A 12144-nucleotide genomic window follows, 5' to 3' on the forward strand; every position below is an offset into this window, starting at 1 on the left:
ACCTTGCTCGGGCTCCTTGGAGGACTGCCCGTAGCCGGGCATATCCCAGAGGTAGACAGTAAATCGGCTGCTCAGCGACTCCGCAATGGGCCTCCAGAGCGCAGAGGACCAGGGTGTCCCGTGTAGGAACACCAGGGGTGGGCCCTGACCGAAGCGGTCCCAGGCAACTGTTCGTCCCCGCCATTGGAGGCGGCAACTCAGCGATATCTGCGCCACAGGTTGCAGCCTATCCGCACTCCCCCAACCTGTACTAGGGAAAACGGCGGGGACCTGGCCCCTGGGCTCCCAGTTCATCGTTGGGGTTCGATGCGGGGCAAGCTTTCAGGGAGAGGCATCCGCATCCGATGCAGTTGGAGAAGGAGTCTCGCAGGGCGGTGAGGTAGTTGATCCGCTCGGTGAGATCGTCTCTCCACTGTCGGGAGAGACTGGCCCAGTCCCGCTTGGTGGGCACAGTGTCCTCGGGCAGCTGGTCCAGGGCCGCCTTGATCTGATCCAGGGAGACTCCTACCCGTTGTGCGGCACGGATGAAGGCCAGCATGCGCAGCACATCCCTACGGTATTCGCGCCGATTGCCGGCAGTGCGGCGGCTCTGTATGAGGCCCTGGCTCTCGTAGTAATGCAGTGTCGAGACCGCCACTCCTGCACGTTCGGCCACCTGGCCAGGTTTCAACCAATTCCGGCCCTCTGGCAGCTGCGGCATCAGGACTCCTCTGTGGACCTCTTGACGTCAAGTCCACTTGATGTAGTCAACTTTACCTGAAGCTCACTTGACGAACAGGACTCCACTGATGAACAGCATGAATGCCGCCGCGGTAACAGACTTCGGCCCCGCAGAGAACTTAAGAACCATGCAGCTGCCGGTCCCGATCCCGGGGCCCGAAGAAGTCCAGGTGAAGGTGGCTTATGCCGGTGTTCAGCCCGCCGACGCCGCAGCACGAGCCGGATGGCGGCTACCGGGCAGCAGCCCAAGTATGCCGATGGTTCCAGGCAATGACTTCTCCGGTGTGGTCACTGACGTTGGCTCGGAGGTCAGCTCCTTTGAGCCTGGGGATGAGGTTCTGGGCTACAGGATGCTTGGCTCATACGCGGAGTATCTGACCGTCTCCGCTGACCAGCTTGTACCTAAGCCGCCGTCAGTGGGTTGGGCTGAGGCCGCGGCACTATCAGCTTCCGGGCAGACCGCAGATACAGTTCTTGACGCCCTGCGGGTGACCGCAGGAGAAACTCTTCTTGTCCACGGTGCCGCCGGTGGGGTGGGGTCCATGGTGGTTCAACTGGCGTGGAACCGTGCAGCCGTAGTTATCGGCACGGCCAGTCCACAGAACCATGCCCATCTGCGACAGCTGGGCGCTACCCCAGTCAGCTACGGGGAGGGTCAGCTGGAGAGGATCCGTGAGGCTGCCGATGGCCCCATCCACGCGGCCCTGGATGCCAGCGGGCAGGGCAGTCTGCATATCGCCACCCAGGTAGTCCCAGACACCAGCCGCATTGCCACTATTGCTGATCCTCAACTCGCCGAGGAGTTGGGACTGCAGATGCTGCGCAGCGACCGGTCTGCGGCTCGGTTGGGCCGCCTGGTGGATCTGGTGTCCACCGGTGACCTCCAGATGTATATTCGCCGGATTTATCCCTTGGCGGAAGCCGCTGAAGCACACCGTGAGATCGAAACCGGGCATGGCCGGGGCAAAGTGGTGCTGAGCATCGGCGGTGACCTATGAAGTTATGGACCCTACAGCGCGCCCCGTTTCTGTGCAGCGCTTTGGGGCTGATGACTTTCATCGCCCTGGAGTTCTTTGCGGTGACCACAGTCCTGCCCTTGGTAGTGGCCGACCTCGACGGCCAGCAGTGGTACGCCCTAGCCTCAGCAGGGGCTGTGGTCACCGGTCTGCTGGGCATGATCCTGGCCGGTGGATGGGCGGATCGGGCTGGTCCGCGTCCACCTCTTGTTATCGGTGGGATCCTCTTCGTCACCGGAATAGTGCTCTGTGCCGCGGCACCGCATATCAGCATCTTTGTGCTCGGGCGGCTGCTGCAGGGCATCGGCGGGGGCCTGAATTCAGTGGTGATCTATGTGCTGATCGGACGCAAACTTCACGAGGATCTGCGTCCAGCACTCTTCGCCCTGTTCTCTGCGGCCTGGCTTCTACCCTCGATGGCTGGCCCGCTGGCCGCAGGAACTCTGGCGGAACTGACCTCCTGGCGGATTATGTTCGGCATCGTCAGCATCGGCGCGGCCCTGTCTTTGATCGGTCTGATCCGCAGCACACGCACCGAGAAACCGTTGGAAACCTCTGGGAGCGGTGCAGCGGACCGGGTGCTGCTCAGCCGCAGCATGCTCTGGGCGCTGCTGGCCGCCGGGGCTGCCCTGGCACTGCATCTGGGCGGACAGTCCGATGGCGCCTTGACCACTGTCACAGCTCTGCTCCTGGGCGGACCCCTGCTGATGCTGGCTGCCTCACGGCTGCTGCCGGCCGGGACCCTCCGCTTGGTCCGCGGGGCCCCGCGGCTGGTGGTCATTCGGGCCGTTCTCGCGGCATCCAGTGGGGCCACTGAGATTTTCCTCGTGCTCTATATGCAGAGCCACCGGGGGCTCTCAGCAACTATCGCCGGTCTGGTCATCGCCGTCGGAGCCACCGGCTGGGCGGTGGGCGCTTGGTATCAGGGGCGCAGCCAGACCGATGAGAACACCGATTATCGGTTGATCACCACCGGTGCGGTTTTGGTTCTCGCCGGCCCCATGGCCGCCCTGCTCTACGTGACCGGAAATGCGCCTTTAGGCGTCGTCGTCGCCGGTTGTGCGCTGATGGGCGCAGGCTTCGGCACCCTGTATCCGCGGATCACTTCGGCAACCCTGCGGCTGGCTCCGCAGGAGCAGCATGGCCGGTTCAGCTCCGGTCTTCAGGCCGGTGAGAGTATGGCCACTGCGGGGATGCTGGCCTTAGCCGGGGCGGCGGCCACCACCTTCTCAGCACCGGCCAGTTTCATCCTGATCAATACATTCGCCGTGGCGGCAGTGGGCTTCGCGGCCACGCTCACGCTGTCCAGACCTCCCCTTCAACCGGCCGTTGTGCCATGATCGAAACAGCCCCCGACCTTAGGCAGGAGCACCTCATGACAACCCTTCCGCTCTATGACGACACCGGGATCAGCCGCGTTCTGTGCGTGGTGGCCCATCCCGACGATATGGAATATGGGGCCTCCGCTGCTGTGGCCCGCTGGACTGCCGCTGGTGTGGAGGTCGCCTATCTGCTGCTGACTGCCGGTGAGGCGGGGATGCGCAACCGTCAGCCCTCTGAGGTCGCAGCCCTGCGTACTGAGGAACAGCGTGCCGCATGTGCGGAGGTCGGCGTCGAGAATCTCACGGTCTTGGATCTCCCCGATGGCATGCTCGAGCCTGATCTTGAGACCCGCCGGCAGATCGCTCGACAGATCCGGATTTTCCGCCCCGATGTGGTGCTCACCCAGCCCTGGGAGCTCAAAGTCGGCTGGGGTCTCAACCATGCCGACCACCGGGCCACCGGACTGGCTACCGTCGATGCCATCCGCGATGCCGATAACCCCTGGGTCTTCCGTGACCTTCTGGATAAGGAGGGGCTCGAACCCTGGGGTACCAGTACGCTGATCGTGCCCAATACTGAGCCGAACTACCTCATCGATGTCTCCGGGGAGCCTCTGGAGCAGGCCATCCGATCCCTGGAGGCCCATGAGGCTTATCTCGCAGAACTCGACCACCCCGAGCCCCGCCCCATGTTGGAGGGGATGACCAGTGAGGGCGCGGCCCTCAGCGATGACCCCAATGTCACTCACGCCCTTGCTGTGCATGTCTATCCCATGTGAGTAATTCCTCTGCTCTGGGCAGAAGCTCGATTCAGGATCACACCGACATGGGTAATGTGAGCGGCATGGATGAGCTCGCCCAGCGCAGACTGCACCGCCAGGACTCTTCGGCCGACCAGCCACTCTGGCGTGAGGTTCTCGGGGCCAGGCTGCGCCGGTTGCGCAATATGGCCACGCAGGTGGTGGCCACCGGGGCCTTGATGTACTGCATCGTGTCGTAGATGGCCATCGTCGCCGAGGGGTCCCCACCCTCACAGTTGATATAGAGATTCACCGGGCTGTCCACGGATTCGGCCAGCAGGTGCGAGTAGACATCCATCACCCGTTCCCCACGCCAGTCCCGGGTGATGACATTCGGAATCGTATAGGTGCTCATACCTGTTCTCTTTCATCAGAGAACGACGACGCCGGCTGGATAGTGGAGGTCAACCCCACCGGCTGTCTGGCTGCGCTGGGTGAGATGTCATGGAAATTGGTGACGATATGGTCGATGAAGCCGTAGTCCTTGGCTGCCTCTGCGTTGTTCCAGCGGTCCCGCAGGGAGTCTTCGAAGACTCTGTCCACCGGTTGGCCGGTGTCGGCTGCGATCAGTCCCAGGACGGTATCGCGCATATCGCGGAGTTCCCCGGCGGCCAGCTCTACATCGGCCGCTGTGCCGCCGATTCCTGAGGATCCCTGATGCAGCAGGATCTTCGAATGGGGCAGGCCATAGCGGTGACCGGGTTCTCCCGCCGAGAGCAGGATTTGGCCTGCGCTGGCGGCCATGCCCAGGGCGAGTGTGGAGACCCGGTTGGGGATGCTGCGCATGATGTCGCGGATGGCCAGCATGGCAGGCACCGATCCGCCCGGGGAATTGATCCACAGCCAGATGCCCCGGGTTGGTTGGTCCGCGGCGAGGGTCAGCAGTTTGGACATCAGCCAGGCGCCGTTGTCGTCCTCCAGCACGGAGTCCAGCATCAGCACCCCACGGTGGGCCAGTTCCTCGCGCATCTGACCGGTGACATACTGCCCGGTGTTCTCTTCATTTCTGAGTTCTTCGCTCATGCCCCCCAGTCTTGGCGGCAGAGAAAGAAACCGCGGGGTTAATCTGCCCTGGGTTGATCCGCTCTGGGTTGATCTGCTGTGGGCAGCTACTCCCGGGTGGGGTCGTTGATCACGGCCATAAACAGCGGGAGGTTGGTCTCATCGTGGACGATGCGCAGGGTGTAGGGCCGGTCCACGGTCATCTCCACTGGTTCGGTCTCCTCCTCACCAGGTGCTGAGGAGACCATGCCGATCTCGGTGACCGCTGCCGCGACAGTGCCCTCCTCATCGATCGCCAGCACTGCCTGCTGATTGACTGTCCCGACCCAAACCGGTCCCAGGGGACTGAGATCATCACCGGAGTAGATGGGACCCAACCCCTGGTCCTGGAGAACGCCGTCGAGAGCGGTATCAGTTCGGGCCTCCACCTTCGGCAGGGTCAGCTCCACCTCCGCAGTAGGCTCCTCGGCGAAGGCCTCATCCACTGCTGTCCAGTCCTCGGCGGTGAACTCCTCGGGGCTGTGCCCTTCGGCCGGCAGAACCACATCCATGGCGAAGCCCTCTGAATAAGGCAGACGAATGATCTGGGCGTCGTCGTACTCGGTGTAACGGACTGAACCGTAGTCATGACGCATCATCTCCGCCTCAACCTCCTCACCTGAATCGGTGGTGAAGGGCAGATCATCGGTGCGTTCGGGGTCGAAGGGCGCCCGCCATTCGGCGGCAAAGAGCACCGCATTCTGCAGGGTGAAGAGCATTTCGGGGTCGGGAGCCTCGATGGCGGATTCCTCGATCAGTCCCCCGGTGTTCTCCGAGACCCAGGAGTCCAGGAGCTCTTTGCTCTCTTCAGAGGCGAAATCGGTCTCCACGATCCCGGCGTCGAAATACTGCCCGAGGTTATTCAGAACTTCCTGATCTGGTTCCTCTCCCTCCTGCATGACCAGCTGATTGGCCAGGTGGAGCACAGGGACCTCGGGGAGCTCGTCTTCTTCGACCACGCTGGGATCCCCGGCGTACTCCCCCAGTGCTGCCTGCAGGGCGCTGAAGGCCTCGCGCCGGTCCTGGTCACTGGCCCCGAGGAAATCCGAAAGGGCTTCATCGGCGGGACCCTCTGCTCCTTCGGCCAACATGGCCAGGGCCAGGCTCAGCGAAGCCGGGGAGATCACCGTATTCTCACCTGGCTCGGAGTCCTGGCTCAGGATCTCTGTAGCAGTGGCCAGGGAGGCTGCCACGGCGTCGTCGATAGCTGTCGCCTCACTGAGGGCCACCGGTTGGTAGTCGACCTCGGCGGTAAGCTCCTGAGGTTCCTCGTCAGTACTGCAGGAGGTCAGAATCAGGGCAGCGAGCACCCCGGCAGTGGCAGAAATCCGTGGAGGCTCCATGACCCGATACTAGGTCATGCTGTGACTGGTTTCAGCTGCTTTCTGGGATTCGACTTTCCGTCTGCGGTGGTTGCGTCCCAATTCATAACCGGCCATCGCGGTGATCCAGACGGCACTGATCGGCAGGACGAACCAGAGCATGGCGGCGCTGAAGGGCCGCAGCGCGGTGTGATCCGCGGCGGCCAGGACGAGGTAGACCACATAGGCCACATACATCCCGAAGAGGACATAGCCCTCCCAGCGGGCGATGGCCTGGCCGGTGAATGCCAGGGGCAGCAGGACAAGTGCGACTGCGATCATCACCGGCAGATCGAAGTTGATGGCAGCCGATTCCACCTGGACGCCGGTGGGCGAGATGAGACCGGTGAGCCCCAGGACACCGCCGATATTGAAGATATTTGAGCCCACGAGGTTACCCACGGCCATATCCCGTTCCCCGCGGACGGCGGCGATGACCGAGGTGGCCAGTTCGGGAAGGGAGGTTCCGATGGCCACGATGGTCAGGCCGATGATGAGGTCACTGACCCCTAGGGCTGCGGCGATATCGGTGGCTGCCCGCACCAGCAGCTGGGCGCCGAAGACCAGCATGGCCACACCGGCGCCGATGAGGATGACATCCACTGTGGTGGAGCGCAGTTTGGTGGCTCGTAGTTTTGCTGTGAGTTTCCCGGTGCCCTCGCTGAGCACCTCTTCGACGCCGAGCTGGGGGTCATCCCCTGCCTGTTTGCGGCGGCGGGAGTACCAGATGGTTCCGATGAGGTAGACCAGCAGGAGGCTGAACAGAACGATGCCGTCGACTGTGGAGAAGCTGCCATCGGCGGCCAGGATCAGCGCGAGCACCGAGAGCGCAATCATGAAGGGGATATCAGCCTTGATCAGCTGGACCCGGACCAGCAGGGCACCGAAGACGGCGGTGAGCCCCATGACGAAGAGAATGTTGGCGATATTGGACCCCACCACATTGCCGACCGCCAGTCCCGGTGAGCCGCCGATGGCCGCTCCGAGGCTGACTGCCAATTCGGGGGCTGAGGTGGCGAAGGCGACGACGGTGAGACCGATGACCAGTGAGGAGAGGCCTACGGTCTTGCCCAGGGATGCCGCACCGCGGACCAGGGCTTCACCGCCGAAAACAAGAAGAACAAAACCGCTGATCAGCAAGAGGATGGTGGGGAGAGTCACCGCACCCATGCTACCTCCTGCTATACGAAAGTTGACCTCCTGGCAGCCGGTGTTTCTGGCCACAATCCGGATAGGATGGCAGAGTCATTGCAGCCGCATACCGAACCTCAAGGAGCAATTGTGGCACTTGAAGCTGAAAAAGTGATTCCCCACTCGGTCGAGGCCATTGTGGAGGCATATGCCTCACGGGCTTTCCACGAACATCTGGCAGAGAAGGTCGGCTCCGAGCTGCAGAGCTTTGAGGTGACCCGTCAGGATGACGGTGGTCTGGTGATCAGCTCAGTGCAGGCCATGAGTGCGGACCGACTCCCCGATCTGGCTAAGAAGGTCATCAAGGGCACCGTGACAGTCAACATCACCGATACGTGGAGCGCCCCCGATGCCGGAGGTTCCCGGCGTTCCGATACTGCGGTCAACGTTGAGCGCGCCCCGGTGAAGGCCACAGCCTCACAGAACCTGCACGTCCGCGGCGAGGAGGAGACCCTCTCGACCGTGCGCGGAGATGTTGATGTGAAGGTTCCGCTGATCGGTAAGAAGCTCAAGGCCCAGGCCGAGCCTTATATGGCAAAGTTCGTGAACCTGCAGGCCAAAGAGGTCTCCAAGTTCATCAAGGGCCAGGCCTAGTGGAACTTATTTTGTGCCGTGGTGAGGTCCTCCAGCAGGATTGACTCCACGGCGTCGGCGGCTTTGCCGATCACCGCGGGCAGTTCCTCCTGCTCCTTGACGGAGAACTTCTGCAGGACATAGTCGGAGGTGTCCATCTGCCCCGGTGGTCGGCTGATGCCTACTCGCACACGGATATAGTCGCGGCTGCCGCTGAGGTGCTGGGTGATGGATTTCAGTCCGTTGTGTCCGCCCTCGGAGCCGCCGCGTTTGAGTTTGAGTCGGCCGAAGTCGATGTCCAGCTCATCGTGGACGACGATCAGCTGTTCGGCTGGGACTGAGAAGTAGTCCATCACTTTCCGGATCGGCTTGCCGGAGGTGTTCATATACCCTTCAGAGATCGCAAAGATTGCCTTGGGGCCTCCGTCGCCGAGCCGGGCGCCGACAGCTTTGGCGCCGACTTTAGTGCGGGTGTAACTTGCGCCCATCCGGTCCAAGAGTTCGTCGAGGACCATCTGGCCGATATTGTGCCGAGTGTGCTGATAGCGGGCCCCAGGATTCCCGAGACCCGCTATCAGCCATGCGTTTTCTGCCATGCCGACCAGTGTACTGATCAGGCGGTGGCCAGTGCTTATTCGGAGTCGCCGGACTCCTCGTCGCCGGACTCCTCGGACTCGCCTGCGGCGGACTCTTCGCCCTCGCCCTCGGCCTCGGCGGCCTCTTCCTCGGTGTCCTCTTCGAGCTCCACTTCCTGCGGCTCGTAGATGGAGACGATCGGGGACTCGAGGTCGGTCAGGGCCAGCTCGGCACCCTTGGGCAGGATGAGCGCATCGGGCAGAGCGTTCTCGTCCAGGCCGGTGATGTCGATGCCGATGGACTCGGGCAGATTGAGGGCGTCGGCCTCGACCGGCACGGTGGGCTGGTCGAGCATGTACTCGTAGCCGTCTGCGGGGTCACCGGTGACCTCGACGGGCACGTCGACGACGATCTTCTCACCCTTGCGCACCGCCAGGAGGTCCAGGTGCACGATCCAGGGCTTGATGGGGTCGCGCTGGATGTCCTTGGGGACGACCATCTGCTCGTCGCCCTCGATGTCCAGGGTGATCAGAGCGTTGGGGTTACGCACGGCCAGGGCGGTCTCGTGACCGGGCAGCAGCACGTGGCGGGGGTCATCGCCGTGGCCGTAGATGACGGCGGGGATCTTGTCGGCGCGGCGTGCGCGGCGTGCGGAGCCCTTGCCGAATTCGGTGCGGGTCTCGGCCGCGATCTCAATCTTGTCAGCCATGATGTTCCTTTTGTCAGTGGTCGGTTATCGCCAGGCTGACAGAAGGAGAGAGAACGACGCCGGCAGCTTGCCTCGCCGTGAAAGTCTCGCCTCGTCGATTACGGGGCAGCAGATGCCGCCCCCTCGCCTGGGCACAAAGACTTACTATACCCGGTTCAGGCCTGGCCGTCGAAGAGGGTGGTGACCGAACCGTCGGTGAAGACCTCGCGGATGGCCCGGGCGAGCACTGGTGCGATGGAGAGCACGGTGAGCTGGTCGAAGCGTTTCTCGGGCGGGATCGGCAGGGTGTTGGTGACCACGATCTCCCGGGCCCCGGAGTTGGAGAGCTTCTCAGTGGCCGGCGGGGAGAGAATCGCGTGGGTGGCGGCGATGATGACATCCTTCGCCCCGGCGTCCTTGAGGATGGAGACCGCCCCGGCGATAGTCCCGCCGGTGTCGATCATGTCATCGATGAGCACGCAGGTGCGGCCTTCGATATCGCCGACGACCTGCTTGGACTCGGCCTTATTGGGCTGGGTGAGATCGCGGGTCTTATGCACGAAGGCAAGGGGCACACCACCGAGCCGGTCGGCCCAGCGCTCGGCCACCCGGACGCGTCCGGTATCCGGGGAGACCACTGTGACTTCCTCGCCGGCGACCTGTTCGTGAATGTAGTCGGCCAGCACCGGAACACCGAAGAGGTGGTCCACCGGACCGTCGAAGAAGCCCTGGATCTGGTCAGTGTGCAGGTCCACGCTCATAATCCGGTCTGCACCGGCGGCCTTATAGAGATCTGCGACCAGGCGGGCGGAGATGGGCTCGCGGCCACGGCCCTTCTTGTCCTGCCGTGCATAGGGGTAGAACGGCGAGACCACGGTGATCCGCTTGGCTGAGGCGCGCTTCATGGAGTCGATCATGATCAGCTGTTCCATCAGCCAGTTGTTCAGCGGAGCGGGATGGGACTGGAGCAGGAAGACGTCCTTACCGCGCACTGACTCGGAGGAGCGGACGTAGATCTCACCATTGGCGAAGTCGTATGCGCTCATCGGCAGCAGCTCGGTGCCGAGCTCGGAGACGATCTCCTGGGCCAGTTCGGTGTGCGCCCGCCCAGAGGCCACAACCATCGTCTTCTCGGTGCTCTGCCTGATTTCGTCCATTCGGCGGGGTCCTCTTTCAGTCCGTTGCTGTGATCACTCAGCGGTGTCGTCGTTTTTGGCTTTTTTCGCCGCTTCAGCTGCTGCTGAACCGGGACGTTTGTTCTCTACCCAGTCCTCGGAGTTGCGCTGGGGGGCTACCGAGAGCGCGAGGGCTCCCGGGGGCACATCCTTGCGGACTACCGCTCCGGCTCCGGTATAGGCGCCGTCGCCGACTTCCACTGGGGCGACGAAGACAGTATTGGAACTGGTGCGCACATGGGAGCCGATGACGGTGCGGTGCTTATTCTCGCCGTCGTAGTTTGCGGTGATGTTGCCGCAGCCGATATTGGTGTACTCACCGATTTCGGCATCCCCGGCGTAGCCGAGGTGGCTGAGCTTGGAGCCGCGGCCGATGGTGACGTTCTTGGTCTCGTAGAAGGCGCCGATCTTGCCCTCCTCCCCCAGGACTGTGCCAGGGCGGAGGTAGGTAAAGGGCCCGACCGTGGCATCGGCACCGATCCGGGCACCGGAGCCGTGGGTGCGGGTGACGGTGGCATTCTCCCCCACCACCACATCGGTGAGGGTGGTATCAGGACCGACGACGGCGCCGCATTCGACATGGGTGCGCCCGTGCAGCTGGGTGCCAGGCAGGATGGTGGTGTCCTCTTCCAGGATCACTGTGGCGTCGATCCAGGTGGTGGCGGGGTCGATGACCGTGGTGCCGTGGCGCATCTGCCAGCGCACGATCCGCCGGTTGAGCTCAGCGCCCAGGGCTTGGAGCTGGATGCGGTCATTGGCGCCTTCGACCTGCCAGCGGTCCTTAGTGGAGACTGCGGCGACCCGGCGGCCTGCCGCCCGGGCGATGCCCAGCACATCGGTGAGGTATTTCTCCCCCTGGGCGTTATCGGTGGAGACCTCCGCCAGGGCCTCGGTGAGCACCTGGGCGTCGAAGGCGTAGATCCCGGAGTTGATCTCCTTGATCTCCTGCTGTTCGGCAGTGGCGTCCTTCTGCTCAACGATTCCGGTGACCGAGCCATCGGCATCGCGCAGAATGCGTCCATAGCCGGTGGCGTCCTCGAGGATGGCGGTGAGCACGGTGACCGCATTGCCCTCGGTCTCGTGTGTGCTGACTAGTTTGCGCAGCAGATCGGTGGTCAGCAGCGGGACGTCACCATAGGTGACCACGACCGTGCCAGTTACCGGCAGGGCGTCCTGGGCGGCCAGCTGTTCGAGGCCGCATTCCACAGCCCGGCCGGTGCCGGGGACCTCATCCTGGTCAGCGATGGTGATATCCACATCATGCCTCTCACCCCAGGCGGTGATGTGATCGGCGACCTTCTCCCGCTGGTGGCGGACCACAGCGACGAGGTGTTCGGGGTCGAGGTCCCGGGCTGCACCGAGGGCATGGCCGATCATGGAGACCCCGCAGAGGGTGTGCAGGATCTTGGGGGTGCGGGATTTCATCCGGGTGCCGGCCCCCGCCGCCAGGACGATGACTGCTGCGGGACGTACAGCACTCTCAGACACGTAAACGCTCCTGCATGGTCAGTGTTATTCCGCTCCGCCACCAGGACTCGAACCTGGACTCACGGTACCAAAAACCGGTGTGCTGCCATTACACCATGGCGGAATATTCAGCCCCACTAGGGTACCGCACACAGACTACCTGCGAGACGCGGTCTACAGAGCCACCCCAACGACCTATGTGAGCAACGAGCGA

At 63.1% G+C, this 12144-nt stretch carries 13 protein-coding genes, 1 tRNA gene and 1 pseudogene; 4 read left to right on the forward strand and 11 right to left on the reverse strand.

From position 1 onward, the window contains the following. Nucleotides 1-63: 63 nt before the first annotated feature. A pseudogene (locus HGQ17_RS15125) lies at nucleotides 64-294 on the reverse strand (alpha/beta fold hydrolase); the annotation flags it as partial. Beyond that, nucleotides 251-700 (reverse strand): redox-sensitive transcriptional activator SoxR, encoded by a 450-nt coding sequence (gene soxR / locus HGQ17_RS02525; protein ID WP_168886366.1) that lies wholly within the window; start codon nucleotides 698-700, stop codon nucleotides 251-253. The pseudogene HGQ17_RS15125 and the gene soxR, both read right to left, overlap by 44 nt. Before the next feature lie 88 nt (nucleotides 701-788). Here soxR and HGQ17_RS02530 point away from each other — a divergent pair, with 88 nt between their 5' ends. The 3 genes from HGQ17_RS02530 to HGQ17_RS02540 are packed head-to-tail and all read left to right on the forward strand — an operon-like array spanning nucleotide 789 to nucleotide 3837. Further along, nucleotides 789-1718 (forward strand): NADP-dependent oxidoreductase, encoded by a 930-nt coding sequence (locus tag HGQ17_RS02530; RefSeq protein WP_229503212.1) that lies wholly within the window; start codon nucleotides 789-791, stop codon nucleotides 1716-1718. 50 nt (nucleotides 1719-1768) lie between these two features. Next, nucleotides 1769-3076, forward strand: a complete 1308-nt coding sequence (locus tag HGQ17_RS02535) for an MFS transporter (RefSeq protein WP_168886367.1) — start codon at nucleotides 1769-1771, stop codon at nucleotides 3074-3076. Between the two features lie 35 nt (nucleotides 3077-3111). Continuing rightward, nucleotides 3112-3837, forward strand: coding sequence for a PIG-L deacetylase family protein (locus HGQ17_RS02540; protein WP_168886368.1), 726 nt, complete (start codon nucleotides 3112-3114; stop codon nucleotides 3835-3837). Between the two features lie 37 nt (nucleotides 3838-3874). Here the strand turns inward: HGQ17_RS02540 and HGQ17_RS02545 are convergent, their stop codons facing one another. The 4 genes from HGQ17_RS02545 to HGQ17_RS02560 form a co-directional block, all read right to left on the reverse strand. After that, nucleotides 3875-4213 (reverse strand): ClpP family protease, encoded by a 339-nt coding sequence (locus HGQ17_RS02545; RefSeq protein ID WP_168886369.1) that lies wholly within the window; start codon nucleotides 4211-4213, stop codon nucleotides 3875-3877. Then, entirely contained in the window at nucleotides 4210-4881 is a 672-nt protein-coding gene (locus HGQ17_RS02550) for a ClpP family protease (protein WP_168886370.1), read from the reverse strand. The genes HGQ17_RS02545 and HGQ17_RS02550 overlap by 4 nt, the downstream gene beginning before the upstream one ends. 86 nt (nucleotides 4882-4967) lie before the next feature. Next, nucleotides 4968-6242, reverse strand: coding sequence for a serpin family protein (locus HGQ17_RS02555; protein WP_168886371.1), 1275 nt, complete (start codon nucleotides 6240-6242; stop codon nucleotides 4968-4970). Nucleotides 6243-6251: 9 nt separating this feature from the next. After that, nucleotides 6252-7421 (reverse strand): calcium/sodium antiporter, encoded by a 1170-nt coding sequence (locus tag HGQ17_RS02560; RefSeq protein WP_407670729.1) that lies wholly within the window; start codon nucleotides 7419-7421, stop codon nucleotides 6252-6254. Nucleotides 7422-7541: 120 nt separating this feature from the next. Between HGQ17_RS02560 and HGQ17_RS02565 the strand changes: the two genes are divergently transcribed. Beyond that, nucleotides 7542-8045: a DUF2505 domain-containing protein gene (locus HGQ17_RS02565; RefSeq protein ID WP_168886373.1), complete on the forward strand. Its 504-nt coding sequence runs from the start codon at nucleotides 7542-7544 to the stop codon at nucleotides 8043-8045. Here the strand turns inward: HGQ17_RS02565 and pth are convergent. From pth to HGQ17_RS02590, 5 genes are all read right to left on the reverse strand, one after another. Further along, the gene (gene pth / locus HGQ17_RS02570) at nucleotides 8042-8620 is read right to left on the reverse strand and encodes an aminoacyl-tRNA hydrolase (RefSeq protein WP_168886374.1); all 579 of its coding nucleotides are present in this window, start codon (nucleotides 8618-8620) and stop codon (nucleotides 8042-8044) included. The two genes, HGQ17_RS02565 and pth, sit on opposite strands and share 4 nt — an antisense overlap. Nucleotides 8621-8655: 35 nt before the next feature. Then, complete coding sequence (locus HGQ17_RS02575) at nucleotides 8656-9309, reverse strand: 50S ribosomal protein L25/general stress protein Ctc (RefSeq protein WP_168886375.1); 654 nt, start codon at nucleotides 9307-9309, stop codon at nucleotides 8656-8658. Nucleotides 9310-9464: 155 nt separating this feature from the next. Then, nucleotides 9465-10445 (reverse strand): ribose-phosphate diphosphokinase, encoded by a 981-nt coding sequence (locus HGQ17_RS02580; RefSeq protein ID WP_168886376.1) that lies wholly within the window; start codon nucleotides 10443-10445, stop codon nucleotides 9465-9467. A gap of 33 nt (nucleotides 10446-10478) precedes the next feature. Further along, on the reverse strand, nucleotides 10479-11951 hold the full coding sequence (glmU, locus tag HGQ17_RS02585) for a bifunctional UDP-N-acetylglucosamine diphosphorylase/glucosamine-1-phosphate N-acetyltransferase GlmU (RefSeq protein ID WP_168886377.1): 1473 nt from the start codon (nucleotides 11949-11951) through the stop codon (nucleotides 10479-10481). 32 nt (nucleotides 11952-11983) lie between these two features. Further along, a tRNA-Gln gene (locus HGQ17_RS02590) sits at nucleotides 11984-12054 on the reverse strand. Between the last annotated feature and the right edge of the window lie 90 nt (nucleotides 12055-12144).

Origin of the sequence: Nesterenkonia sedimenti (assembly GCF_012641515.1) — a bacterium.
In the GTDB taxonomy this organism is placed as follows: Bacteria; Actinomycetota; Actinomycetes; order Actinomycetales; family Micrococcaceae; genus Nesterenkonia; species Nesterenkonia sedimenti.